This is a genomic window from Klebsiella pneumoniae complex sp. WS1778 (genome assembly GCF_049472055.1).
Taxonomy (GTDB): domain Bacteria; phylum Pseudomonadota; class Gammaproteobacteria; order Enterobacterales; family Enterobacteriaceae; genus Klebsiella; species Klebsiella quasipneumoniae.
This window is the reverse complement of the sequence record NZ_JBKGTJ010000003.1, coordinates 626,005-651,989: the sequence shown is the minus strand read 5'-3', so window position 1 is coordinate 651,989 and position 25,985 is coordinate 626,005. Positions and strand designations below refer to the sequence as shown.

The 25,985-nt window shown below is 60.4% G+C and carries 24 protein-coding genes; 10 read left to right on the top strand and 14 right to left on the bottom strand.

Annotated features, from left to right (window positions below; translation table 11 throughout):
* Nucleotides 1-116: 116 nt before the first annotated feature.
* From ACLEXF_RS17720 to mltB, 4 genes are all read right to left on the bottom strand, one after another.
* Nucleotides 117-995, bottom strand: coding sequence for a metal ABC transporter substrate-binding protein (locus ACLEXF_RS17720; protein ID WP_004205683.1), 879 nt, complete (start codon nucleotides 993-995; stop codon nucleotides 117-119).
* A 7-nt stretch (nucleotides 996-1,002) separates the two neighbouring features.
* Entirely contained in the window at nucleotides 1,003-1,866 is an 864-nt protein-coding gene (locus ACLEXF_RS17715) for a metal ABC transporter permease (protein WP_004205682.1), read from the bottom strand.
* On the bottom strand, nucleotides 1,863-2,573 hold the full coding sequence (locus ACLEXF_RS17710; protein WP_072140381.1) for a metal ABC transporter ATP-binding protein: 711 nt from the start codon (nucleotides 2,571-2,573) through the stop codon (nucleotides 1,863-1,865). The genes ACLEXF_RS17715 and ACLEXF_RS17710 overlap by 4 nt, the downstream gene beginning before the upstream one ends.
* 339 nt (nucleotides 2,574-2,912) lie before the next feature.
* On the bottom strand, nucleotides 2,913-3,992 hold the full coding sequence (gene mltB, locus ACLEXF_RS17705; protein WP_043521292.1) for a lytic murein transglycosylase B: 1,080 nt from the start codon (nucleotides 3,990-3,992) through the stop codon (nucleotides 2,913-2,915).
* Between the two features lie 277 nt (nucleotides 3,993-4,269).
* Here mltB and srlA point away from each other — a divergent pair, with 277 nt between their 5' ends.
* The 7 genes from srlA to gutQ all read left to right on the top strand — a co-directional run bounded on the left by srlA (nucleotide 4,270) and on the right by gutQ (nucleotide 9,290).
* The gene (gene srlA / locus ACLEXF_RS17700; protein WP_004205677.1) at nucleotides 4,270-4,833 is read left to right on the top strand and encodes a PTS glucitol/sorbitol transporter subunit IIC; all 564 of its coding nucleotides are present in this window, start codon (nucleotides 4,270-4,272) and stop codon (nucleotides 4,831-4,833) included.
* A complete protein-coding gene (gene srlE, locus ACLEXF_RS17695) occupies nucleotides 4,830-5,810 on the top strand; it encodes a PTS glucitol/sorbitol transporter subunit IIB (RefSeq protein ID WP_004205675.1) in 981 nt (326 codons plus the stop codon). Before srlA ends, srlE begins: the two co-directional genes overlap by 4 nt.
* Nucleotides 5,811-5,823: 13 nt before the next feature.
* Nucleotides 5,824-6,186, top strand: coding sequence for a PTS glucitol/sorbitol transporter subunit IIA (gene srlB / locus ACLEXF_RS17690; RefSeq protein WP_004205674.1), 363 nt, complete (start codon nucleotides 5,824-5,826; stop codon nucleotides 6,184-6,186).
* Nucleotides 6,187-6,198: 12 nt separating this feature from the next.
* On the top strand, nucleotides 6,199-6,978 hold the full coding sequence (gene srlD, locus ACLEXF_RS17685; protein ID WP_002914815.1) for a sorbitol-6-phosphate dehydrogenase: 780 nt from the start codon (nucleotides 6,199-6,201) through the stop codon (nucleotides 6,976-6,978).
* 154 nt (nucleotides 6,979-7,132) lie between these two features.
* The gene (gene gutM, locus ACLEXF_RS17680) at nucleotides 7,133-7,492 is read left to right on the top strand and encodes a transcriptional regulator GutM (RefSeq protein WP_049004300.1); all 360 of its coding nucleotides are present in this window, start codon (nucleotides 7,133-7,135) and stop codon (nucleotides 7,490-7,492) included.
* Nucleotides 7,493-7,558: 66 nt separating this feature from the next.
* Nucleotides 7,559-8,332, top strand: coding sequence for a glucitol operon DNA-binding transcriptional repressor SrlR (gene srlR, locus ACLEXF_RS17675; protein ID WP_004205671.1), 774 nt, complete (start codon nucleotides 7,559-7,561; stop codon nucleotides 8,330-8,332).
* On the top strand, nucleotides 8,325-9,290 hold the full coding sequence (gene gutQ / locus ACLEXF_RS17670) for an arabinose-5-phosphate isomerase GutQ (RefSeq protein ID WP_004205670.1): 966 nt from the start codon (nucleotides 8,325-8,327) through the stop codon (nucleotides 9,288-9,290). Before srlR ends, gutQ begins: the two co-directional genes overlap by 8 nt.
* Here gutQ and norR read toward each other — a convergent pair.
* Nucleotides 9,253-10,803 carry a nitric oxide reductase transcriptional regulator NorR gene (norR, locus tag ACLEXF_RS17665; protein WP_043521289.1) on the bottom strand — a complete coding sequence of 517 codons (1,551 nt, stop codon included), beginning with the start codon at nucleotides 10,801-10,803 and terminating at the stop codon, nucleotides 9,253-9,255. The two genes, gutQ and norR, sit on opposite strands and share 38 nt — an antisense overlap.
* Before the next feature lie 187 nt (nucleotides 10,804-10,990).
* Here norR and norV point away from each other — a divergent pair, with 187 nt between their 5' ends.
* A complete protein-coding gene (gene norV / locus ACLEXF_RS17660; RefSeq protein WP_017901376.1) occupies nucleotides 10,991-12,439 on the top strand; it encodes an anaerobic nitric oxide reductase flavorubredoxin in 1,449 nt (482 codons plus the stop codon).
* Nucleotides 12,436-13,569 carry an NADH:flavorubredoxin reductase NorW gene (gene norW / locus ACLEXF_RS17655; RefSeq protein ID WP_064189546.1) on the top strand — a complete coding sequence of 378 codons (1,134 nt, stop codon included), beginning with the start codon at nucleotides 12,436-12,438 and terminating at the stop codon, nucleotides 13,567-13,569. Before norV ends, norW begins: the two co-directional genes overlap by 4 nt.
* 842 nt (nucleotides 13,570-14,411) lie before the next feature.
* Here the strand turns inward: norW and ACLEXF_RS17650 are convergent.
* Together ACLEXF_RS17650 and ACLEXF_RS17645 are read right to left on the bottom strand one after the other, a co-directional pair.
* Nucleotides 14,412-15,359, bottom strand: a complete 948-nt coding sequence (locus ACLEXF_RS17650; protein ID WP_004205666.1) for a hydroxyacid dehydrogenase — start codon at nucleotides 15,357-15,359, stop codon at nucleotides 14,412-14,414.
* A complete protein-coding gene (locus tag ACLEXF_RS17645) occupies nucleotides 15,356-16,051 on the bottom strand; it encodes a hypothetical protein (protein WP_004205665.1) in 696 nt (231 codons plus the stop codon). Before ACLEXF_RS17645 ends, ACLEXF_RS17650 begins: the two co-directional genes overlap by 4 nt.
* 166 nt (nucleotides 16,052-16,217) lie before the next feature.
* On the opposite strand from ACLEXF_RS17645, the gene ACLEXF_RS17640 reads away from it, so the two are divergent.
* Nucleotides 16,218-16,934, top strand: coding sequence for an IclR family transcriptional regulator (locus tag ACLEXF_RS17640; RefSeq protein ID WP_048325482.1), 717 nt, complete (start codon nucleotides 16,218-16,220; stop codon nucleotides 16,932-16,934).
* A gap of 38 nt (nucleotides 16,935-16,972) precedes the next feature.
* Here ACLEXF_RS17640 and ACLEXF_RS17635 read toward each other — a convergent pair whose 3' ends face one another.
* The 7 genes from ACLEXF_RS17635 to ACLEXF_RS17605 form a co-directional block, all read right to left on the bottom strand.
* Nucleotides 16,973-18,307, bottom strand: a complete 1,335-nt coding sequence (locus ACLEXF_RS17635; RefSeq protein ID WP_064187473.1) for an MFS transporter — start codon at nucleotides 18,305-18,307, stop codon at nucleotides 16,973-16,975.
* Between the two features lie 58 nt (nucleotides 18,308-18,365).
* Nucleotides 18,366-19,634, bottom strand: a complete 1,269-nt coding sequence (locus ACLEXF_RS17630; RefSeq protein WP_407259615.1) for an MFS transporter — start codon at nucleotides 19,632-19,634, stop codon at nucleotides 18,366-18,368.
* Entirely contained in the window at nucleotides 19,624-20,679 is a 1,056-nt protein-coding gene (locus ACLEXF_RS17625) for an amidohydrolase family protein (protein ID WP_053810030.1), read from the bottom strand. The genes ACLEXF_RS17630 and ACLEXF_RS17625 overlap by 11 nt, the downstream gene beginning before the upstream one ends.
* Nucleotides 20,680-20,997: 318 nt before the next feature.
* Nucleotides 20,998-22,011, bottom strand: coding sequence for a HoxN/HupN/NixA family nickel/cobalt transporter (locus ACLEXF_RS17620; RefSeq protein ID WP_017899641.1), 1,014 nt, complete (start codon nucleotides 22,009-22,011; stop codon nucleotides 20,998-21,000).
* Complete coding sequence (gene hypF / locus ACLEXF_RS17615) at nucleotides 22,008-24,242, bottom strand: carbamoyltransferase HypF (protein WP_101865468.1); 2,235 nt, start codon at nucleotides 24,240-24,242, stop codon at nucleotides 22,008-22,010. The genes ACLEXF_RS17620 and hypF overlap by 4 nt, the downstream gene beginning before the upstream one ends.
* An 8-nt stretch (nucleotides 24,243-24,250) precedes the next feature.
* A complete protein-coding gene (gene hydN, locus ACLEXF_RS17610; protein ID WP_043520696.1) occupies nucleotides 24,251-24,778 on the bottom strand; it encodes an electron transport protein HydN in 528 nt (175 codons plus the stop codon).
* 135 nt (nucleotides 24,779-24,913) lie between these two features.
* A complete protein-coding gene (locus tag ACLEXF_RS17605) occupies nucleotides 24,914-25,927 on the bottom strand; it encodes a LacI family DNA-binding transcriptional regulator (RefSeq protein WP_017899639.1) in 1,014 nt (337 codons plus the stop codon).
* Nucleotides 25,928-25,985 lie beyond the last annotated feature (58 nt).

Below are 25,985 nucleotides of genomic sequence, written 5' to 3'. Positions count from 1 at the left end.
TAAAGAGGCCATCAAAGATAGCACTTTCCACAGAGATATGGGGACGAGGTGCGGAATTTACGAGGGGACATCCAAAATGAATCATCCCGGCGGCGCCGGGATGAGAAATCGCACGCTTACTTCATGCTGGCGGCGATCAGCGCCACGTTATGACGCATCATTTTGACATAGCTATCCGCGACGCCCCCCGGGGCGGAGAGCGCCTCAGGATAGAGTTCTCCGCCGGGCTGCGCGCCGGTGGCGCTGGCAATCTGCTTCACCAGCCGCGGGTCAAGCTGGTTCTCCATAAACCAGGTATGGACGCCGTCCGCGTTGATTTGCTTAATCAGCGCCGCCACCTGCGCCGCGCTGGCCTCGCTCTCTGAAGAGAGCCCCTGCGGCGCGAGGAAGGTTACGTGATAAGCGCGGCCAAAATAGCCGAAAGCGTCATGGCTGGTCAGGACCTTGCGCTTGGCCAGCGGAATGGCGCTGAACTGCCCTTTCGCCCAGCCGTCGAGGGCCGTCAGCTGGTCGATATAGCGCTTGCCGCTGCTGGTCAACGCCGCTTTATCTTCCGGGTCGGCTTTCACCAGACCATCGAGGATATTCTGCGCATACAATGCGCCGTTCGCTGCGCTGTTCCAGGCGTGGGGATCGGTCACCGTTTTGCCGTCTTCATCGAGGGTATGGGTCTTGACGCCCTTCGACGCCACCACCAGCTCGCCCTTAAAACCAGAGGCCTTAATCAGGCGATCCAGCCAGCCTTCCAGTCCCAGGCCGTTAACCACCACCACGTCGGCCTTGCTGAGCAGCGCGCTATCCTTCGGCGACGGCTCGAAGGTGTGCGGATCGCCATCCGGGCCGACCAGGGTATCCACATGGACATGCTCCCCGCCAACCTGCTGCACCATATCACCCAGCACTGAAAAACTGCTTACCACATTCAGCGTTTTCGCCATCGCCCCCTGCGCCATCAGGCCGAAGGCCAGCGCGACCACTATTGCACTACGTTTCATCATTTCCTTACCCCATCAATTTGCGCCAGCCGACCAGCAGTCGGCTGCGCGTGCCAAAAAACAGCGAAATAAAAAACAGCGCGCTGGCGGTCAGCACTATGGCGGGCCCGGCGGGAAGACTGGCCGCCCAGGAGAGACTCAAACCCAGCCAGGCGCAGAGCGCGCCGGAGAGCGCCGCCAGCAGCAGGATGCCCGGCAGCGTTCGCGCCCAGCAGCGCGCGGCAACCGCCGGAAGCATCATCACCCCTACCGCCATCAGCGTGCCGAGCACCTGAAATCCCGCCACCAGGTTAAGCACCAGCAGCGCCAGAAAAAGCCCATGCAGCACCGCGGGCAGCCGGCGGTTATTCACCTGCAGCCAGGCACTGTCGAACGCCTCGCTGACCAGACCGCGGTAGCACAGCGCGATGCACAACAGCGTCAGGCTGGCGACGCCGCTGACAAACAGCGCCGCGTCACGATCCACCGCCAGAATGGAGCCAAACAGCAGATGCAGCAGGTCGACGCTGGAGCCGCGCAGCGACACCAGAGTGACGCCCAGCGCCAGCGATCCCAGATAAAATCCAGCAAAGCTGGCGTCCTCTTTTAACGGCGTCCGCCGGCTCACCCATCCCGCCACCAGCGCGACCGCGATGCCGGCGACAAAGCCGCCCACGGTCATGGCCAGCAGCGACATGCCGCTCAGCAGATAGCCCACCGCCACGCCGGGGAGAATGGCGTGCGACAGCGCGTCTCCCATCAAGCTCATGCGCCGCAGCAACAGGAAGACGCCCAGCATGGTGGTGCTTAGCGACAGCGCCAGGCAGACCACCAGCGCCCGGCGCATAAAGCCGAATTCAATAAAAGGTTGAAAGAAGGTGTGCCAGATCATGCTGACCTCGCCTGGCTGAAGGCCGGGAGAACCGCCCGGGTGGCACCCCAGCAGGCGCGCTGGCGGGTTAAAAGCAGCGTCTCCGGAAAAAAGTCGGCTACCCGCTGGTTATCATGCAGCACCGCCAGGATGGTTTGCCCCTGCCGGTGCATGTCGAGGATCAGCTCCATCAGTTCGCGACTGGTTGCTTCATCGATACCCGTGAAGGGCTCGTCGAGCATCACCAGCGGCGCCCGCTGCACCATCACCCGGGCAAACAGCATGCGCTGAAACTGGCCGCCGGAGAGCGCTTCGATCGGGGTTTTCGCCAGGCTCGCCAACCCGACCCGCTCCAGCACCGCGCCGATGCGTCGCCGGGTATCGCCGCTCAGACCGCGCAGCAGCGACACGCCGGGCCATGCGCCCTGACTCACCACATCCTGCACGTTGAGAGGAAACTGTGACTCGAGGGCATGGCGCTGTGCCAGCCAGCCAATCACCGGCCGCTTTCCCTGCCAGCGCAGGCGGCCGCTGACCGGCGGAAGAAACCCGGCGAGGGTTTTCAGCAGGGTCGATTTTCCGCAGCCATTGAGACCGACGATTGCCGTCAGGCTGCCGGGACATATCATCCCGCTCAGCGGAGGGGTGATCGCCGCCCCGCCATAGCCGGTTACCAGTTGTTCCAGTTCAATCATGGCAGCGTCACCGCCCACCAGGTCGCCAGCCATAGCGCCGCCAGCAGCGTTCCAGCGATGGCCAGGCGCGCCGCGCCGGATGCCATAAAAACCGATGCGAACATATCCTTACCCCTTTTATTAAATGTTATAACATAACAATACAGAGGCGAAATTAGATTGTAAATCAGAGCCGGTGAGCGTAAATGTAACAAAGGTAGACAGGAAGCATGCCGACGGGAAGAAACAGCAGGATAAGCGCGGCCTTTCCGGGAAATCCCCCGGTCGCGCTGCGCTTACGGGGCCACCAACCAGATAACAGACCGTCGCCCGGATAAGGCGCTACGCGCCGTTATCCGGGGAGGCTCGGATACTGTCAGCCGGATGACAGTATTAATAACCGCCGCGGGCCTGCGAAACCGCCAGGCCAAGCTGCCAGACGGCCATCGCGTAGTGGGTGCTGTGGTTATAGCGGGTGATGGTGTAGAAGTTCGGCAGCCCGTACCAGTACTCATAGCCGGTCCCGACGTCCAGGCGCAGCAGACTGGCCTGCTGATGGTTACCCAGCGGCTGGGTTGGGGTTAGCCCCGCCGCCGCCAGCTGCGACACGCTGTATTTGGTTTTGAAACCATTCTCCAGCCCCGGTGCCTGGCCCAGCGCCTGCACCGCCACCAGATCGCCGCTCACCCAGCCGTGCTGTTTGAAGTAGTTGGCCACGCTGCCGATAGCATCCACCGGGTCCCACAGGTTGATATGGCCGTCGCCGTTAAAGTCCACCGCGTATTGCTTATAGGACGACGGCATAAACTGGCCGTACCCCATCGCCCCGGCGAAAGAGCCTTTCAGATCCAGCGGGTCGTCGCTTTCGCTGCGCGCCATCAGCAGGAAGGTTTCCAGCTCGGAGGAGAAGTATTCGGCGCGGCGCGGATAGCTAAACGACAGGGTCGCCAGCGCGTCGAGGATGCGGGTTTTGCCCATCACCCGTCCCCAACGGGTCTCCACGCCGATAATACCGACAATGATTTCCGGCGGCACGCCGTAGACCTGATAAGCGCGGTTGAGCGCGTCCTGATATTGATTCCAGAACACCACGCCGTTCTGCACGTTATCCGGGGTAATAAACTGTTTCTTGTAGCGCAGCCAGGCGCCGGTTGGCCCGGTCGGCGGCAAGCCGGTCGGCGCCTGACGATCCATCAGCCGCAGAACGTAGTCCAGACGCTTCGCCTGCGACAGGATCTCCTGCAGCTGCTGCCTGTCGAAGCCGTGCTTCGCCACCATCTTATCGATGAACTGCGCCGCCGCCGGGTTGTTGGCGAAGTCGCCGCCCATCTGCATCACGTTATGCTGCGGTTCCAGCAAAAAGCCGCCGGTTCCACTCGCCATCTCCGTTTCCGCGGGAGTCTTGGGTTTGCTGCTGCAGGCAGCGAGGAGCACACAAAGGGGAAGTAAAGCCAGAGAGCGACGCTTCAACATGGGAATTCCGTTTAACAAATTCAGCAAGGGATAATTATGGTAAAGCATGCGACGACCAACAAGAAAGCGACAATCCGTTTGTAGACAAAATAGTCCTTCACCGCCCCCTCCCCTGCATGCTGTCATGCCCCTCGTTATTTCATCCTCTCAGCGCCAATCTTTCAAAATAAAATATTTATCTTTCATTTTGCGATCCATTTAACACTTTAAAACCTTTCAAAATGATTAAAATCAGTCTGCAGTTAGCAAGAAAAATAACATGCTGAAGGAGAGAACAATGATTGACGTCGTGACCCACGGCGCGGAGTGGTTTATCGGCCTGTTTCAGAAAGGCGGCGAGGTGTTTACCGGCATGGTGACCGGGATCCTCCCCTTGCTGATCAGTCTGCTGGTGATCATGAACGCGCTGATCAACTTTATTGGCCAGCAGCGGATCGAAAAACTGGCGCAGCGCTGCGCCGGGAACCCGATCTCCCGCTACCTGCTGTTGCCCTGCATCGGTACCTTTGTGTTTTGTAACCCGATGACCCTGAGCCTGGGCCGCTTTATGCCAGAGAAGTACAAGCCCAGCTATTACGCGGCGGCGTCCTATAGCTGCCACTCAATGAACGGTCTGTTTCCGCATATCAACCCCGGCGAACTGTTCGTCTATCTCGGCATCGCCAACGGCCTCACCACCCTCGGCCTGCCGCTCGGTCCGCTGGCGGTGAGCTATCTGCTGGTCGGGCTGGTGACCAACTTCTTCCGCGGCTGGGTTACCGACCTGACCACCTCGATTTTCGAGCGAAAAATGGCGATTCAGCTGGCTCAGAAAGTGCATCTGTCAGGAGCGACATCATGACCCGGATTCGTATTGAGAAAGGCACCGGCGGCTGGGGCGGCCCCCTTGAGCTCGACGTCGTCGAGGGCAAAAAGATCGTCTATATCACCGCCGGCACCCGCCCGGCGATCGTTGACCGTATCGCCAGCCTGACCGGCTGGCAGGCGGTGGACGGTTTTAAAGAGGGCGAACCGGCGGAAAGCGACATCGGCGTGGCGATTATCGACTGCGGAGGCACCCTGCGCTGCGGGCTCTATCCCAAGCGCCGCATCCCGACGGTGAATATCCATGCCACCGGCAAATCGGGGCCGCTGGCCCAGTACATCACAGAAGATATCTACGTCTCCGGCGTCAAGGAGGAGAACATTCAGCGCATCGCGACCGGCGGCACGATAGCTCCCGAGCCACCGGCGGAGAACAACCGCGCGGGTCGCGACTACGACGCCAGCAAAAAGATCACTGAACAGAGCGATGGCCTACTGGCGAAGGTCGGGATGGGGATGGGCTCGGTGGTGGCGGTGCTGTTCCAGGCCGGACGCGACACCATCGATACGGTGCTGAAGACGATCCTGCCGTTTATGGCCTTCGTCTCGGCGCTGATCGGCATCATCATGGCCTCCGGCATCGGCGATTGGATCGCCCATGGCCTGGCGCCGCTCGCCAGCCATCCGCTGGGTCTGGTGACCCTGGCGCTGATCTGCTCCTTCCCGCTGCTGTCGCCGTTTCTCGGCCCCGGCGCGGTTATCGCCCAGGTGATTGGCGTACTGATCGGCGTGCAGATCGGCCTCGGCAATATTCCGCCGCACCTCGCCCTGCCGGCGCTGTTCGCCATTAACGCCCAGGCCGCCTGCGATTTTATCCCGGTTGGCCTGTCGCTGGCCGAAGCTCGCCAGGATACCGTGCGCGTCGGCGTGCCGTCAGTGCTGGTCAGCCGCTTTTTGACCGGCGCGCCAACGGTGCTGATCGCGTGGTTCGTTTCCGGATTTATTTACCAGTAAGAGGGGCCAGAACATGACCGTGATTTACCAGACCACCATTACGCACATCGGCGCCTGCGCGGCGATGGCGCTGGAAGAGCAAATGCTGATCACCTTCCGCGAGGGCGCCCCGGCGGATATCGAAGCATATTGCTTTATTCACAACCACGGCGAGCTTGCCGGTTCGCTGCAGCCGGGTGCAGAGCTGCAGCTTGGCGAGCTGCGCTACCCGGTGACCGCCGTCGGCGACGTTGCCGAGCAAAATCTGCGCGAGCTGGGCCATATCACCCTGCGCTTTGACGGCCATCGCGACGCGGAGTTTCCGGGGACCGTCCACGTGGCGGGCCCGGTGCCGGACGCCATTGCGCCCGGCTGCGTACTGAAATTTGTTGCTTAACAGGAGAGAAAGATGAATCAGGTTGCTGTTGTCATTGGCGGTGGACAAACCTTAGGAGAGTTTCTGTGCCGCGGGCTGGCCGCCGAGGGCTACCGCGTGGCGGTGGTCGATATTCAGAGCGAAAAAGCCAGCCGCGTCGCCCAGGAGATTAACGCTGAATATGGCGAAGGCATGGCGTATGGCTTCGGCGCCGACGCCACCAGCGAGGCCAGCGTCACCGCGCTGGCCCATGGGGTGGATGAGATTTTCTCGCGCGTCGACTTGCTGGTGTACAGCGCCGGCATCGCCAAAGCGGCGTTTATTAGCGACTTTGCGCTGGGGGATTTCGACCGCTCGCTACAGGTCAATCTGGTGGGCTACTTCCTCTGCGCCCGCGAATTCTCCCGGCTGATGATCCGCGACGGCATTAAGGGACGCATCATTCAGATCAACTCGAAATCCGGCAAAGTCGGCAGCAAGCACAACTCCGGCTACAGCGCGGCGAAGTTCGGCGGCGTCGGACTGACCCAGTCGCTGGCGCTGGATCTGGCGGAATACGGCATTACCGTACACTCACTGATGCTCGGCAATCTGCTGAAGTCGCCGATGTTCCAGTCGCTGCTGCCGCAGTACGCCACCAAGCTCGGTATCGATGAGAGCGAGGTCGAGCAGTACTACATCGACAAGGTGCCGCTGAAGCGCGGTTGCGAATATCAGGATGTGCTGAACGTATTAATGTTTTACGCCAGCCCGCAGGCGTCGTACTGCACCGGGCAGTCAATCAACGTTACCGGCGGTCAGGTGATGTTTTAAAGGGATCCCGGATGGCGCCGCGCTTATCCGGGCTACAAAACTGTAGGTCGGGTAAGGCGTTAGCCGCTACCCGACGAAAAGGCACCGCGGATCGCTCGGGTTAGGCGCTGGCGCCACGACCCGGGTTGTTCCCGCCCCCCTTAAGGAGATACCTATGGTTAGCGCATTAATCACCGTCGCCGCCATCGCCTGGCTTACCCAAATGGCCTTTGGCGGCTGGCAGATCCGCCGTTTCAATCGCGCTTTCGACAGCCTGTGCCAGCAGGGTCGGGTGGGGGTCGGCCGCTCCGCCGGACGCTTTCAACCGCGCGCCATCGTCGCTATCGCCGTTGATGATGACAACCGCATTTGCGACACGCTGCTGATGAAAGGCTTCACCATTTTCGCCCGTCCGCAAAAAATCCCCGCGCTGGACGGCAAACATATCGCGGAATTGCAGCCTGATGTGATCTTTCCCCATGATCCGCGCTGTCAGAATGCACTATCATTAGCGCTTAATCCGAAACATGGATAATTTCGTTGTAAAAGTAAATATCTTGCGAAATTATCACTTCGAAACTTAAACGCAGGATAGACGCCTATGAAACCACGTCAGCGCCAGGCAGCCATTCTCGAGTTCCTGCAGTCGCAGGGAAAATGCTCGGTCGAAGAGCTGGCGCAACATTTCGATACGACCGGCACCACCATCCGTAAGGATCTGGTCACGCTGGAAAACGCCGGCACCGTCATTCGCACCTACGGTGGCGTGGTACTCAACAAGGATGAAGCCGATCCGCCGATCGATCATAAGACGTTGATCAACACCCATAAGAAAGCGCGCATCGCCGAAGCGGCGGTGCGTTTTATTCATGATGGCGACTCCCTCATCCTCGATGCCGGCAGCACGGTGCTGCAGATGGTCCCGCTGCTCAGCCGCTTCAATAACATCACGGTGATGACCAACAGCCTGCATATCGTCAATGCCCTTGCCGAACTGGATAATGAACAGACTATCCTGATGCCCGGCGGCACCTTCCGCAAAAAATCGGCCTCCTTTCACGGCCAGCTGGCGGAAAACGCTTTCGAACAGTTCAGTTTCGACAAGCTGTTTATGGGCACCGACGGCATCGATCTGAACGCCGGCGTCACCACCTTCAATGAGGTGTATACCGTCAGCAAGGCGATGTGCAACGCCGCCCGCGAAGTGATCCTGATGGCCGACTCGTCAAAGTTTGGCCGTAAAAGCCCCAATATTGTCTGCGGCCTGGAGCGCGTGGATAAACTGATTACCGATGCCGATATTGACCCTGCATTCCAGCGGGCGCTGGAAGCCAAAGGCATAGAAGTCATCATTACTGGAGAACATCATGAGTAACTTTTTATTAGAGGCCGGACGCCAGACCCTGATGCTGGAGCTACAGGAGGCGAGCCGCCTGCCGGAACGCCTGGGCGATGACTTCATCCGCGCGGCGGAGACCATCATCCACTGCGAGGGCAAACTGATTGTCTCCGGTATCGGGAAATCCGGTCATATCGGCAAAAAGCTGGCGGCGACCTTCGCCAGCACCGGCACTCCGGCCTTTTTCGTCCACCCGGCGGAAGCCCTGCACGGCGATCTCGGCATGCTCGACGGTCGCGATGTGATGCTGTTTATCTCCTACTCCGGCAGCGCGAAAGAGCTGGATCTGATCGTGCCGCGGCTGGAGGAAAAAGGGATACCCCTGCTGGCGATGACCGGCAAATCCACCTCGCCGCTGGCGCTGGCGGCGAAAGCAGTGCTGGATATCGCCGTGGAGCGCGAAGCCTGTCCGATGCATCTGGCGCCGACCTCCAGCACCGTCAACACCCTGATGCTCGGCGACGCGCTGGCGATGGCGGTGATGCAAGCCCGCGGCTTCAGTGAAGAGGATTTCGCTCGCTCCCATCCGGCGGGGGCGCTCGGCGCGCGTCTGCTGAACAAAGTGCATCATCTGATGCGCCGCGACGACGAAGTGCCGCGCGTCGGTACAGACGCCAACGTCATGGACGCGATGCTCGAGCTGAGCCGCACCGGGCTCGGCCTGGTGGCGGTCTGCGATGAGGCCAACCGCGTGCAGGGCGTCTTCACCGACGGCGACCTGCGCCGCTGGCTGGTGGGCGGCGGCACCTTAAACGACGGCGTCACGCAGGCGATGACCCGCAACGGCGTGACGCTGCAGGCGGAGAGCCGCGCGGTGGAAGCCAAAGAGCGGCTGATGAAACATAAAATCAGCGCCGCGCCGGTAGTGGATGAAAACGGCCTGCTGGTCGGCGCCATCAACCTGCAGAACTTTTACCAGGCCGGGATCCTTTAAGCCCCAGACGTTTCGCCAGCCGGTGCAGGTTGGCGACGTCCAGTTCCAGCGCGCGGGCGGTCGCCGCCCAGTTGCCCTGATGCGCCGCCAGCGTGCGGGAAATCGCCTCGCGCTGGAAGTTATCCGTGGCTTCGCGCAGATTGACGTTGCCCATCGCCGGCGCCGCTGCCATCTCCTCGGTCGGCAACGTCGGCGCAGCCGCTGTAAACTGGAAATGCTGCGGCTCCAGTACTACGTCATCGCCAGCCTGGGTAGCCCGCGCCAGCACCACCGCCCGGTGAATGGCATGCTCCAGTTCGCGCACGTTGCCCGGCCACGACCACTGCTGCAGCCTGTTACGCGTTGCCTCACTTAAAATTACCCGCGCCAGCCCCATCCGCAGGCGGCACTGCTCGCAAAAATAGCCTGCCAGCAGCACCACGTCATTTTCCCGCTCGCGCAGCGCCGGAACCGACAGCGGGAAAACGCTCAGCCGGTGATAGAGATCGGCGCGAAAGCGCCCTTCCACCACCTCCTGGCGCAGATCGCGGTTGGTCGCCGCCAGCACCCGCACATCGACCCGCAGGCTGCGGTCATCGCCGACACGCTGAATATCGCCATACTGCAGGACGCGCAGCAGCTTCGCCTGCAGCGCCAGCGACAGTTCGCCGATTTCGTCGAGGAACAGCGTGCCGTTATCGGCCATCTCAAATTTGCCGCTGCGGTTGCTGATAGCCCCGGTAAATGCCCCTTTCACGTGACCGAACAGCTCGCTCTCCGCCACGCTCTCCGGCAGCGCCGCGCAGTTGAGGTACACCAGCGGGTTAGCCGCCCGCGGCGAACCCTGATGCACCGCCTTCGCCACCAGCTCTTTGCCGGTCCCCGTTTCGCCGCTGATCAGCACGTTTAAATCCGAGGCAGCGACAATCTCGATCTCTTTTTTCAGCTGCAGCATCGGCGCCGACAGGCCGATGAGCTCCTGGCGCTCCGGCTGCGGGTAATTCACCACCTGCGGCGGCAGGACGTTTTGCGCTTCAAGGCGGGCGATAAGCAGCGCGTTATTCAGCGCCCCGGCCACCAGGGCGGCGATCAGCCGCAGCTCTTCATCGCTGAAGCTGTCGAAGCGGTCGGCATCCATACCGTCAAGGGTCAGTGCGCCGATCAGCGTTTGCCCGGCAAACAGCGGCAGCCCCACGCAGGCGTGAACCTTGAGGCTCTCCTGGCCGGGGATCAGGCCGTCATAGGGGTCCGGCAGGTCGCTGTCCGCCGGGAAGCGCACCACATCGCCGGCGCGGGCGATCGCCTCCAGCCGCGGATGCCCATCCAGCGCAAAGCGCCGGCCAAGCACATCCTGCGCCAGGCCATCGATCGCCAGCGGCACAAACTGATGGGCCTCATAGCGCAGCAGCGCCGAGGCGTCGCAGCCCAGGATCTGCCGCAGGGTGGCGATCAGGCGCGAAAAGCGGTCGACGTGACCGATATCGCTTTGTAAATCAATGGCGATTCTCGCCAGCGCCTCAACGGAAAAACTCATCATCGCTCCATTGTCATTTTGACAACCTTAATAGTCATATCGACTATTTTAATCATTGTCATTTTGACAGCAACGAAAATCATGAAAATTTAAAAATTCTTTTTATTCAATACTTTAAAAAACTGGCACGCAACTTGTAATACGCCAGGCAACTGAGTTTAAACACACTGTATTGATTGAGGTTGCTATGTCTATTGTGGTGAAAAATAACATTCTTTGGGTTGGCCAACGTGACTGGGAAGTGCGTGATTTCCACGGCACCGAATATAAAACGCTGCGCGGCAGCAGCTATAACAGCTATCTCATCCGCGAAGAGAAAAACGTGCTGATCGATACCGTCGATCATAAATTCAGCCGCGAGTTCGTGCAGAACCTGCGCCGCGAAATCGACCTCGCCGACCTCGACTACATCGTTATTAACCACGCCGAAGAGGACCACGCCGGCGCGTTGACTGAGCTGATGATGCAGATCCCGGATACGCCGATCTACTGCACCGCCAATGCCATCGACTCCATCAACGGTCATCACCACCATCCGGAGTGGAACTTCCACGTGGTGAAAACTGGCGACACTCTCGATATCGGCAACGGTAAGCAGCTGATCTTCGTCGAAACGCCAATGCTGCACTGGCCGGACAGCATGATGACCTACCTGACCGGCGACGCGGTGCTGTTCAGCAATGACGCCTTCGGGCAGCACTACTGCGACGAACATCTGTTCAACGATGAAGTGGACCAGAGTGAACTGTACGAACAGTGCCAGCGCTACTACGCCAACATCCTGACGCCCTTCAGCCGCCTGGTGACGCCGAAAATTAACGAAATCCTCGGCTTCAATCTGCCGGTAGCGATGATTGCCACCTCCCACGGCGTGGTCTGGCGCGATAACCCGACGCAAATCGTCGAGAAATACCTCGAATGGGCGGCGGATTATCAGGAAGATCGCATCACGATTTTCTACGACACCATGTCCAACAACACCCGCATGATGGCGGACGCCATTGCCCAGGGGATCACTGAGGTCGACCCACGGGTGGCGGTGAAAATCTTTAACGTCGCCCGCAGCGACAAAAACGACATCCTCACCAATGTTTTCCGCTCAAAAGGCGTGCTGGTGGGCACCTCCACCATGAACAACGTGATGATGCCGAAAATCGCCGGGCTGGTGGAAGAGATGACCGGGCTGCGTTTTCGCAACAAACGCGCCAGCGCCTTTGGCTCCCACGGCTGGAGCGGCGGCGCGGTAGACCGCCTGTCCACCCGCCTGCAGGATGCCGGCTTTGAGATGTCCCTGAGCCTGAAAGCCAAATGGCGCCCGGATATCGACGCGCTCGAACTGTGCCGCCAACACGGTCGCGACATCGCCCGCCAGTGGGCCCTCTCCCCGCTGCCGGTCGCTGAAGCGACAGTCACGCCGGAACAACAGGACTGCGCCTGTGCCGCCGCCACGGCCGCCGATCTCGGTCCCATGATGCAGTGCAGCGTCTGCCAGTGGGTGTATGACCCGGCGAAAGGCGAACCTAACCAGGATGTCCAGCCGGGTACGCCCTGGAGTGAAGTGCCGGACAATTTCCTTTGTCCTGAGTGTTCTCTTGGCAAAGATGTCTTTGACGTCCTGGCGATGGAGGCAAAATGAGTGATGGTATCGTCATCATCGGCTCGGGCTTCGCGGCCCGCCAGCTGGTGAAAAATATTCGTAAGCAGGATGCCGGAATCCCGCTGACCCTCATCGCCGCCGATAGCATGGATGAGTACAACAAGCCCGATCTCAGCCACGTCATCAGCCGCGGACAGCACGCCGACGATCTCACCCTGCAAAGCGCCGGCGAGTTCGCCGAGCAGTACAATCTGCGCCTGTTTCCCCATACCTGGGTGAACGATATCGACGCTGAAAACCATCGGGTGAAAAGCCTGGATAAGCAGTGGCGCTACGACAAACTGGTGCTGGCCACCGGCGCCACGCCGTTTATCCCCCCGGTGCCGGGCCGCGAGCTGATGCTGACGCTGAACAGCCAGCGCGAATATGGCGCCGCGCAGAGCCAGCTCCGCGACGCCAGGCGGGTGCTGATCGTCGGCGGCGGCCTGATTGGCTGCGAGCTGGCGATGGATTTCTGTCGCGCCGGTAAAGCGGTGACGGTGGTTGATAACGCCGCCAGCGTACTGGCGGCGCTGATGCCGCCGGAGGTCAGCAGCCGTCTGCAGCATCGCCTCACCGGGATGGGCGTCCATCTGATGTTAAAAACGCAGCTGGAAGGGCTTGAGCATACCGCCGACGGCATCCGCGTTAGCCTCGATCGCCAGCGCGTGATAACCGTCGATGCAGTGGTGGCCGCCGCCGGCCTGCGCCCGGAAACCTCGCTGGCGCGCCACGCCGGATTGCAGATTAACCGCGGCGTGGTGGTCAATAGCCAGCTGCAAACCAGCGACCCGGCGATTTACGCCCTCGGCGACTGTGCGGAAATCAACGGTACGGTAATGCCGTTCCTGCAGCCGATTTTACTCAGCGCCATGTGCCTGAGTAAAAACCTGCTGGCGCAGACGGGAGAACTGAAACTGCCGCCGATGCTGGTGAAGGTGAAGACCCCGGATCTGCCGCTGCATCTGGCCGGCGATACCCGTCGCGAGGATCTGACGTGGAACATCGTGGCCGCCAAAGAGGGGCTGGTGGCGAAAGGGCTGGATGGTGAGAAGCAGCTGCGCGCCTTTGTGGTCAGCGAAGACAAGATGAAAGACGCCTTTGCCCTGCTCAAACAGCTGGTGAGTTGATGACCTTCCAGGCAGCCCTGTTGCGCCGTTAGTTTGCCGGGTGGCGCTACGCTTACCCGGCCTACAGGATCCACTCACAGGCTCACACCCCGTAGGCCCGTGCAAGCGCAGCGCCGCCGGGCAAGATATCAGGCACGGTATCCTTGATTTCGCCGGGTGGCGGCTGCACCTTACCCGGCCTACAGCCCCAAATCACCGCTGGCGCTGGGGTCGCTGAAACTGCCGGTGCTGACGGCCTCAAAATCGCTGAGACGTTCCCGGAAGGCCGGGGCAGCCCGCATGGATGCGGGCTGAGGGCCGTGTTTTGCACGGACGCTGCCTCGGCCCGACCCGAAGCCTGCAGGGATAAGTCGAAGGGACCGCGCAGCGGCGATTTTGCTGGCCGGAGCCCGGGGGTACAGGGGGCGGCGGCGACTGGCCACCCCCTGTGCGCTCCCTGCGCCATGAAAGACATAACGCAGAAGATTAACCGGGAGCGCAATGTACGCTGAAGTTACAGGCGACAGACGCTGTTGCCGGAGTGACAAAGTGGCATTCCGATAACCGTATCTGCAATACACGCAGCGCCGCCGGGCAAGCATTGATTACCTCCCACGCAGCCCTGTTGCGCGGTTATTTTGCCGGGTGGCGCTACGCTTACCCGGCCTACGGATGTAACCCGTAAGCTCAAACATTGTAGGCCCGCGCAAGCGCAGCGCCGCCGGGCAAGCGTTGATTACCTCCCACGCAGCCTGTTGCGCGTTAATTTCGCCGGCTGGCGCTACGCTTACCCGGCCTGCGGACGCCGCCCGTAAGTGCATAAGGGCAGAATAATTAACCGGGAGCGCAGGTTCGGTTAACACTTAATACGTTGTTTCTGTCTGAGCCAACTCCTGCAGCACCTGCAGAATGTTGGCCGCGGCGGCGGTCCCCATTTTCACGTAAGAGGCATCGCTAACGCCGCCCACATGCGGAGAGAGAATGACATTATCGATCGCCTGCCAGATATGCGGCGTGGTTAATGGTTCACTATTAAAACTGTCAAGCGCCGCCCAGCGCAAGGTCCCCGCTTTTAATGCCGCGGCCAGCGCCGCATCGTCAATCAACCCGCCGCGCGCGGTATTCACCAGGATGGCGCCCGGCTTACACTGCGCCAGCGTGGCGGCATTGATCATTCCCCTGTTTTGTTGCGTCAAAGGGCAATGAAGCGACAGCACATCGGCCTGCATGAGCAGCTCGCTAAGTTCAGCAACACGTTCACATTCCGGCGGAACCGCTTTCGCATAGGGATCGTAAGCCAGAACCTTCATGCCAAAGGCACAGGCAATCTTCGCCACCCGGCTGCCAATGGCGCCGAGGCCGATGAGTCCCAGCGTTCTGCCCTCAAGCTCAAGCGATTTATGCGTTGATTTATCCCAATGCCCTTCGCGCAGGCGGCGATCAAGCGGAATGACCGACTTAGCACAGGCCAGAATTAACGCCCAGGTGTGTTCGGAAACCGCGGCGGCATTCGCCCCGGTCGCCGCGCGAACCAGAATGCCGCGTGCGGCAGCCGCCTCAACGTCAATGACATCGATGCCGCTGCCATGTTTGGCAATCACCTTCAATGCAGGGGCGGCATCCATAACGGCGGCAGTGATGTGGCCATAGCGCACCAGGATGGCGACGGGATTGTGCTGCTGGCACAGCGCGATCAGCTGGGCCTCTGTAGGCTGGCGGCCGGCAAAGACAAGTTCGTAATCTTCCAGCATCCCCAGCGCCGCGTCAGCCAAATCGCTGCCGGTAATCAGTATGACATTTTTAGCGCTCATGGCAGTGTCTCCCCTTCGCTCAGCATCCCCGCCTGACGCAGAGCGCTCTCCAGCCAGTGCGGACGAAGGTCGCCGTCGCGGATAGCAACCAGACGTTTTGATTCCATTTCCAGTTTACCTTTCGCCAGCTCGATGATAGTGCGGACTTCATCGCGCGGGATAACAACCACGCCGTCAATATCCCCTACCACTAAGTCACCTGCCTGCACCGCGGCGCCACCGACCGAAATGGCATGATTGACCCGGCCAGGAATGAACTTGGTGGGGCCGCACGGATTCAGGCCGGCTGCGAAAACCGGAAAGCGTTGTTTACTTAAGGTTTCCGCATCACGAACAGCGCCATCGATGACGATCCCGGCGATACCGCTGGCCTGCGCCTGCGTTGCCATGATCTCTCCCAGCAGCGCGCAGGAGAGATCGCCCTTCCCGTCGATGACCAGCACGTCGCCAGGTTTGGCGACGGCCATTGCGGCGTGAATAGCCAGATTATCCCCTGGGCGTACCTCTACGGTAATCGCCGGCCCGGCAACCGTCATATGCGGCGCCAGCGGCTTGATGCGGCCATGTAATGTGCCACGGCGTCCGGCTACGTCAGCCAGGATGGCGGCCTGAAATTCGGCAGCCTGACGGACCTCTTCCGCGTCAACACGCGCAATATCAAGATTGATGAGTTTCTGTTGTGAAGCAGGCATGGTGACTCTCCATTTGTTTTACCACGTACAACTTGTGTGTACTATATAAAACAACTATACGAGCATTGCGTCGCTTTTCGCCAGTGTTGCGAAGTTGTTTGTGATGTAAACACGAAGTTACTCACAAAATTCAGGTACAATTTTGGTCGGCAAAAAGGAGAACATGATGGGGAATGAAGGCGTAATTGCCGTTGAAAAGGCGCTGGCTTTACTTGACTGCTTCCGTCCCGGTAATGACAGTCTGACGTTAACCGAGCTGGCCCAGCTTTCGGGATATCACAAAACAACCGTTTATCGCCTGATGAATTCGCTTGAGCGAATGAACTACATCATCCGGCACGACGATGGCACCTATACGCTCGGCCACCGTTTGCTCTATCTCGGCAAGCTCTATGAGCAATCATTTGAACTTGCCAGAGTCGTACAGCCGGAATTGCAGGCGCTGTCGCAGGCCTCCAGCGAAAGCGCAAGCTGGTATGTGATTGAGGGTGGGCAACGCCTGTGCCTGTTCCGCGCCGAAGCCTCCCAGGGATTACGCCACAGCAACCTGCCCGGCAGCCAATTCCCGCTGGATGGTTCCGCTATCAGCAAGGTTTTACGCCACTGGGGATTGGGTGAATCGTTGCCGGAAGACGAGTCGACGCTGCCGTTCTATACCTCCGGCGCGCGCGACCCGCACACTGCGGCCTTCGCAATGCCTGTTTTTGGCGTCCACGATAAACTGATCGCGGCGCTGGCCCTGACCGGGCCGGCATCGCGTCTGACGGAAGATCGTAAAACGAGCGGCATCAGCCAGCTCATGCAGGAGACGGCCAACCGCCTGTCGCTCAAGCTAGGGGCCAGCAAGCCTTTCTGCGAAACGTTTTACGGTGTGAAAGAGTAGCTTTGCTGAGAAGGCGGGAAAAATCCCGCCTTTGCTTATTAATGGGTCACCTGTTTTTCCTGCCTGGCAGACTGCGAGTAACGGCGCCCCATCGCCAGCACCGCAATGCCGCCTGCCAGACACAAGGCGGCCAGCGGCAGCATCGCCAGCGTATAGCTTCCTGTCCGTTCGCTAATAATGCCATAGGCATTCACCATCACCGCGCCGCCAATCAGGTTGGCGATCGCGCCGATGGCCGCCAGCCCGGCGGCAGCTGACGTGCTGCTCATCCAGCCCGATGCCAGCGCCCAGAAGGGGCCCTTCGCCGCATATGCGCCAATCAGTATGGTACTGAGGATCATAATGGTGGCCGGCAGCGATAGATTGATAAATGCCGCGAACACGCCAGCCGCAATCATAAAGAGGGCAAGGGCCGTGTGCCAGCGGCGTTCATTATTCCGGTCCGAACTGCGTCCCCATACAATCATCAGCACCGAGGCCAGGCCATAGGGGATGGCATTCAGCAGCCCGGTGGTCAGGTTATCAAGATGGAACGACTTCAGCAGCTGTGGAGACCAGACGCTTAGCGTGGTGCCGGCAGAAGAAGCGCCAGCGTAAATCAGCGCCATAAGCCAGATCTGGCGATGCTTCAACAGTTGCCATGTCGTGGTGTGGCCGATCTGTGTCTGCTGTTGCCGCTCCGCCTGAAGGGTGTTTTCCAGCCACGCTTTTTGCCGCTCGGTTAACCAGCCGGCCTGATGCGGGCGGTCGCGCAGAATAAAAAACGCGGCTATTCCCAGCAGTACCGCCGGCAGCCCTTCAATAATAAATAACAGATGCCAGCCACGCAGCCCTAACCAGCCATCCAGGGTCAGGATCAACCCTGAAAGCGGTGAACCGATAAAGTTAGCCAGCGGAATGGCCACCATAAAAGAGGCAATGATGCGCGCACGGTAGCGCGACGGGATCCACCAGGTAAGATAAAGCACCACGCCCGGAAAGAAGCCCGCTTCGGCGGCGCCCAGCAAAAAACGGACGATATACAGTGAGGTCGTATTTTGCACCAGCGCCATACACATCGATACCACGCCCCAGCTAATCATAATGCGCGGCAGCCACAAGCGTGCGCCCACCTTCTGCATCGCCAGATTGCTGGGTACTTCAAAAATAAAGTAGGCGACAAAATACAAACTGCTGGCGAAACCAAAAGCCGCCTTACTTAGCCCCAGATCCTCATTCATCTGCAGCGCAGCCATACCTATATTGCCCCGGTCAATAATCGACACCAGGTAGCTCACCACCAGGAAAGGCAGGATGCGCCAGATAACCCGTCGCATGGTCTCTTTTTCCAGCGCGTCGTTATCGGTCGCGCGGTTCGGTAATTGATCGGTCATGGTTTCCTCGCAGGGTTTCATTATGTTTATCAGGAAAACGATGTAGAGATGAAATACGTTACTTCAGCTTGATGCCTCTGGTTTCCGGCGCTCGCCACACCACCAGCATCGCCGCAAGGACAGCAACCACGGTCGTCGCCAGTCCCGCGGTGAAACCGCCGGCATTGGCGACAGCGCCAATCAGTAGCGGCGCAATAAATCCGCCCAGACGGCCTCCGTTATAGGCGAGCCCCATCAGGAAGCCCCGGGAAGAGGTGTCCCCGATGATTTCCGCCAGGAAGGGTCCGGAGCCCGCAAAAATACCGTTAACCCCGAAACCGGCCATGAAAATCGCCACCATCAGAATGATGGGTTGAGTGGTCACAAGGTAAAGCGCGACGGCAATCGCGCCCGTTAACAGATAAATCAGGAACATTGGACGGCGTCCCCACTTATCCGCCAGCACCGAAAACACCAGAAACCCCGCGATGGCCCCAGCCTGCAGCGCAAGTACAAATTTCAGACTGTGCAGAAAATCCAGGTGTTTGACTTCTCGCAGATAGGTGGGTGTCCAGGTAAATACGCCCCAGAACAGGTACTGAATAAAAAAGATAAAGACAAAGGCCAGCAGCAGACCTCGCAGATTGTGTTTCCCCAGCTTCGCGGCAGGTTGACTACTCGTCGCCTTCGCCTGTTGACGAGCAAGCCAAACCTGCGATTCCGGTGTGAACCAGGCCACCATGCTCATAATGAACACCGGCAGCGCGCCGATCATAAACAGATAGCGCCATGCCCCCTGCTCCAGGCCGCCATTAACCGAGCTGACGATTGCCGTCAGGCTGATGGCCAGAATCGCGCCAACGGGCAACCCCATTTGCATCAGCGCGCCGCCGCGCGCGCGCCGCTCTGGCCGCCAGGTTTCCGCAATCAGCGCCGCGCCCGATGTCCACATTCCGCCCATACCCAGCGCGCCGCAAAAACGTAACAGCGCGAAATGTTGTTGATCGTGCGTAAAGGCTAACAGGCCGGAAAAGAGTGAATAGATGGCGATACAGGTCAGCGCCGTTTTTACACGGCCAATTTTGTCGGCGATAAAACCAAACAGGATCCCGCCAATAATCTGCCCCCCGGCCGTGACGCTGATAAACAGCCCAAGCTCGGTTTTATTAATACCGAACACCACGCCCAGTACTGGCAACAGCAATGAAAGCAGAAAGGAGTCATAGCTTTCAAATGTCCAGCCAAGGCCGCCCAGCGCCAGCGTCCGCCTCTCAGCAACGCGCTGTGGCAATGTGTCAGGCGTCGCTTTAGTCGCAGTAAATTGATTCAGCTCGCTTTTACTGGTCATTGATCTTCTCCACAGAGGTTAACCGATAACAGGTTGCGGCAGTGCGCCAGAACAACTGCGCCTGTTCGCCAGGGGACATCTGTTGCGCCAGGCGTTTGCAGGCGTTCCAGAAAACGCCGTAGCTGAACATGCCTTTATCGACCGGAAAGTTGCTGGCGAACATGCAGCGTTCCGCACCGAAAAGCGAAACGATGGTCTCAAACCACGGTTGCCAGGCCTGTGCCAGCATTTGCGAATCCGGCGGTGTTTCTGCCGCTGCGAAGGGAAATCCCCTGACCGTCATACCAAATCCGCTAATTTTTACGCATACGTTCGGCAGTTCCGCCAGATGTCGCATACTGTTTCGCCACTGCTGAAACATGTCTGGATCCCGTTCTGAATAGGGTCCAACGCCGACTGGCCCGCCACAGTGATCGAGCACAATCTGAAGCGTTGGTATGTGCCGCGCCAGCTCGGCAATTTCATCCAGTTGCGTGTGGTAAACCCACACATCAAGCGACAATCCATTTTTCGCAAGGCAGAGAGCGCCCCGATGGAACGGATCGCTCAGCGCCAGTCCTGGCGGTGGCGTAACCGGGCTGGACGTGACCCGCGGATCGGGATGCCAGGCCAACGGATTGCGCATCCCACGCAGCCGCCCGCCGGATAACGCTATCGCGCTCTCGATGGCAGGCTGCATCGCATCGCCCGCCAGCAAGCTAAGGCCGCCGATGACGGCTTCGCATCCGAGCGCGTTTGCATAATGTCCGCTGGCGAACATCGCGGCGATACCGCTGGCAAACTCGATTTCACCAAGCGGTTTAAGCGTCTCCGGCCCGTCGCGACGCAACATGGAGCGGCATTGCACGTAGACCGATGAGACAACGCGATGCCCTGAGGTCTGGATATCGTCGCTGAACTCATGGGTGAGATAGCGGCCGGTTTGCCGATCCCAAAGATGATGATGCGCATCAATGATGGGCAGCTCGGGTTGTAATGGCGCTTCACGATGTAACGCAAGCCACTCGTTTCTGACCGCAAGGTGCGGCGCGGTAACGATCTCCATGAATACCTCGTTTTGTTTTACCCTGTACAACAGTGTTTTATTTTACAAAACTACTATAACGAGGCTGCCGTGTTTTTATCCAGTTAACGAATGGTTTAAATGATGTAAATAAGAGGTGAATCACAGATGCTGCGGGTCGTTAAAACGAAGAGAAATGAAGATTTGATAAAAATAATAATTTTTCAATGAGTTAAATAAGTGAGCTGATTAACGTAGAGCGATGGTTCGTGACGACCGGTGGGAACCTGCGCAGAGAAGCGCCGCCAGAGAGTGATGATCGCCCGGCTTAGCGCAGCGCAAGCCGGGAAAATGCTGAACCTAACGCGCCAGATTATCGTAGCCGCGCCAGCGATAATTGAGCACCGACAGCGCCCAACAGGCGACAAACAGCCCGACCACCACAAACCCGGCGTCGCCGAGGTTGTCGTTTAACGCCCCTACCCAGCGCCATATTCCGCCGCTGAGCGCAAACTTATCCATCAGCAGACCCAGCGCTTCCAGGCCGCCGATAAACAGCGCCACCACCACCGAAGTGCCGGTGATGGTCATGTTGTAGTAAAGCTTGCGCTGCGGCTTGCTGAACGCCCAGCCGTAGGCGCCGACCATCAGCACGTTATCGAGGGTGTCCACCAGCGCCATGCCGCTGGCGAACAGCGCCGGGAAGACCATAATCGACCAGACGGAAATCCCGCTCGACGCGCCGGCGGCGGAGATGCCCAGCACGCCGATTTCGGTGGCGGTATCAAACCCGAGGCCGAACAGGAAACCGACCAGGTACATCTGCCAGCTACGGCTGACCAGACGAAAGGTTTTGCCAAACAGCCAGCTCATCACCCCGCCGCCGCTGACGATCTCGTCGCTCAACGGCTCACCCCGCTTCCACGCCCGAAAGCTACGCCAGACGCTGCGCAATATCACCAGGTTGATAAAGGCCATCGCCAGCAGAAACAGCGCCGACACAGCGGTGCCGATGACGCTACCGGTGTCGTGCAGCCAGTTCATCTGCGCGCTGAAGGCCGTGGCGGTAGCGGCAATCGCTGCCGAGGCCAGCACCACAATCGACGAGTGGCCCAGCGAGAACCAGGCCCCGACGGCGAAGGGCCGCCGCCCCTGCTGCATCATCTTGCGGGTGACGTTATCAATCGCCGCGATATGATCGGCGTCCACTGCGTGGCGCAGGCCGTAGCCCCAGGCCAGCAGGCTGGCGGCCATTAGCGCGCCGCTGTCGCCAAAGGCCTGCAGCGCCCAGCACCAGGCCAGTAAGTTCGCCGCGATCAACCCCAACACCAGGCCCGCGGCGCGCGGCTGCTGGCGTAAAACTGTCATTATCATTGTTGTGTTCCTTGAGCCTGAACGCGAGCGGCGGCGATCACCGCCTGACCATAGGCGATTGCGCCGTCGCCGGCCGGCAACTGCTGCGCAAACAGCAGAGTAAAATCCGCCAGATAAAAGGTCAATCGCGCCGCCAGCAGACGGTTATGCAGCACCCCACCGCTGCAGACAATCGTGTCGATGCCGCGGGCAGTCGCACAGTCGCGGGCCATCGCCGCCAGTCCGCTGGCCAGGGCGTCATGAAATGCCCAGGCTTTTTGCGCCGGGCTCGCCTGCCAGCGCAGCCACTGTCGCCAGAAGGTGGCCAGGTCCAGCGCATTGCCGCGCCACGGCAGCGTGACCGGATGGCTGACGCCGGGGCAGCTGGCGGCCAGCGCCTCCAGCCGACAGGCCGCCTCCCCCTCATAGCTCAGGCTCTCCGGGGCGCAGTCCAGCGCGCAGGCGACGGCATCAAACAGCCGTCCGCAGGACGAGGCGCGCGGCGCGTTAATACCGCGGTCGATGGCCTGCGCCAGCAGCGGCCAGTTGCGCTGGCGCAGCGTACCGGTCTGCGGGTAATCCTGCCAGTCAGGGACAAAAGCCAGGCACTGAGCCAGCAGATTACGCCACGGCTGACGCGCCGCCAGGTCGCCGCCCGGCAGGGCGACAGCCGGCAGCCCGCCGAGATGTTCGCACTGGCGATAGTTAACCCGCAGGCACTCCCCTCCCCATAGCGCGCCGTTCTCCCCCATGCCGATTCCGTCGAGGATCAGGGCGATAACGTCTCCGCCGTCGAGCGGCCAGCGGTGCTCTGCCAGGCACGCCGCAGCGTGAGCATGGTGATGCAGCACGGTCTCCACCGGCAGCGGCAGAGCCGCTCCCCACTGCGTCGATCGATAGCCAGGATGGGCGTCAACCACCACCCGCTGCGGCGCAAAGGCGAAGATGTTCTGCATCAGCTGCAGCGCGCTGCGCCACTGCTGCTCGACGCCCTCCTCGCCAAGATCGCCGAAGTGCTGGCTGAGAACCGCTTCGCCCCCGCGCGCCAGGCAGAAGGTGTTTTTCATGTCCGCGCCCAGCGCCAGCAGCGGCGGCACCTTGTCCAGACCCGGCGGCAGCGGCAGCGCATCCGGGACATAGCCCCGGGCGCGGCGCAGCATTTCTCCGCTCGAGCGCACCAGAGAATCATCCAGCCGCTGCACGATGTCGCGGTTATGGAGCAAAAAGCCGTCGGCGATGTCGGCTAAGTCGTTGAGTGCTTCAGTATTACTTAACGCCGGCGGGCGGCCGCTAAGGTTGCCGGAGGTCATCACGATAGGGCGCGCCAGCGCCTGCAGAAGCAAATGCTGCAGCGGATTAGACGGCAGCATCACCCCAACTTCCGCAAGCCCTGGCGCAATCTCGTCGCACAGGCCGGAGACCTGCGCTTTGCTAATAAGTACGATGGGCGCCGCCGGGGAGTCCATCAGCGCCACGGCGTCGGCAGGTAACCCCGCCGCAGAGGGCAGCATCACCGCCAGCGGTTTCGCCGGACGGTGTTTCCTCGCCCGCAGCGTGGCAACAGCAGCGGGGTTGCCGGCGTCGCAGGCCAGATGAAAGCCGCCGACGCCTTTTATCGCCACGATGTCGCCCGCCGCCAGCCGGGCGATAGCCGCCTGCAGCGCCGCCTCACCGCGCCGCACTTCACCCTGGGCCCGCCACTCCAGCCGCGGCCCGCAGTCGGGGCAGGCCACCGGCTGGGCGTGAAAGCGGCGATCGGCGGGATCGCGGTATTCCGCCTCGCAGGGCGGACAGAGCGGAAACGGCGCCATCGCGGTAAGAGGCCGGTCGTAAGGCATGGCACGAATGATGGTCAACCGCGGCCCGCAGTGGGTGCAGTTGATAAAGGGGTAGCGATAGCGGCGCGCCCGGGGATTATTCATCTCCGCGAGGCACGCCGGGCAGGTCGCGGCATCGGGCACGATCTGGGTGCGCATCCGCCCCGCCCCGCTCTCACGGATGGTGAAGCCCTGCGGCGGAGCCGCCCAGCGATAAGGGGCGCAGTCGGCGCTGTCGACCCGCGCCAGCGGCGGGCAGTGGGCAGCGAGGGCGGCAGTAAAACCGTCATCGCCCCCGGCCAGCCGCACCAGAACGCCCTCGCCGTCGTTACAGACATCGCCGCAGCGAGCCTGCCTCTGAGCCAGCTGCCAGACAAAGGGGCGGAACCCCACCCCCTGCACCTTACCGCGAATGCGGATTTGCACCCCGTTCATGCCAGAGGTTACCAGGCCAGCGCCGTGCGGCGACGTTTCTCTTGGTTCATCCGCTCCAGCTTGTTGCGGTCTACGCAGACCAGGGCGTGCGTCGGGCAGACCTCCATGCAGGCCGGGCCGCTGTCGCGGTGGAAGCAGAGATCGCACTTGTTGGCTTCGGCTTTTTCCGCCACGACGTTCAGTCCGGCGCCGCTATGGCGGATCACCGGCCGCACCACTACCTCCATCGCCCCGTACGGGCAGGCGACGACGCAGGTTTTGCAACCGATGCAGCGCTCCTGCATCACGTGAACAAAGCCTTTATCGCGACTGATAGCGCCGTTCGGGCAGACGTTGGCGCAGGGAGCGTCCTCACACTGACGGCAGGCGGTGGCCGTGGAGACATTGACCCCTTTTATCACATGAATACGCGGCTGAAAGGTGTGCGGCGTCAGGGAGGCGCAGTCCTGATGTTCCTGATGGGACACCACGCAGGCCACTTCGCAAGTGCGACAGCCGATGCATTTGCTCGCATCGGCGATAATGAAACGGTTCATCCATTTCTCCAGCAGTAAGAGGGTTAGGCGCCGGAGTATGCATAATACGTTCCAATTTTTATATTATTGATAATAAATAGATTTTAATCGGTGATGCGCTGTCATCGTCAGTAGTGACGATGACAGCTGACGACGTCAGGCGCAGGGACCCGCCACCAGCGACTCACGCTCGATCAGCGCCCCTGGGAAACTCTGCTGAACATTGAATTCCCCGCCATCGAGCATAAATATCAGGCGATTAATGCTCTCTTTAATCATCTCCGTCACCGGCACCCGGACGCTGGCGAGCGACGGCACCATGTACGGCGCCAGCACAATATCGTCAAACCCCACCACCGAGACCTGCTCCGGCACCTTAATGCCCAGCTGGTGAAGCTGCTTCATCGCCCCGATGGCCATATCGTCATTGCTTGCCACCAGCGCGCTGTAGGTCACCCCGCGCTGACGCAGGCTCTCCACTGCCGCCGCGCCGGTTTCCGGCGTCCAGCGCCCTTCGGCGATGAGCGCCTCGTTCAGGGTAATGCCGTGGCCAGCCAGCGCGTCTTTGTAGCCGGCAAGACGCTCAACGCCGGTGGGCGAGTCAAGGGAGCCGGTAATAAAAGCGATATCGCGGTGGCCCAGGGCAATCAGCCGCTCCACCACCCGCATCGCCGACGCTTTTTGATCGGACCAGACGCAGTGGCTGGCGTGGCGGCGCAGGCGGCGGTTAAGCACCATGATCGGCTGCGAGTGGTTCTCAACGATCTCATCCATCTCGTCGACAGTGAGAAAACGCGGGTAGATGATGATCGCATCGCAGCGCAGATCCAGCAGGTACTGGATCGCCTCCCGCTCCTCTTGCGCGCTGTGCTTGCCATCCGCGAGGATCAGCTGCCGCCCCTTGTCCTCGGTCATCCGCGCCACCTGATACAGCAGCTCGCTGAAATAGACGCCGTGGTACAGGGTATTGGTCACCACCAGGCCGAGGGTTTGCGTGGTTTTGGTCGCCAGGTTGCGCGCCAGCAGATTCGGTCGGTAGCCGCTCTCCGCCACCGCCTTAAACACCCGGTCTTTGGTCTCCTGGCTGACATAGCCGTTGCCCGACAGCACCCGCGACACGGTCGCCTTCGATACCCCCGCGCGCTTAGCGACCTCCAGCATCGTTGCCATGTGATTCTTCCTGTTGCAAAAGTTGCAGGCAGTGTACTGCACGTTTCCCGCTTTTACA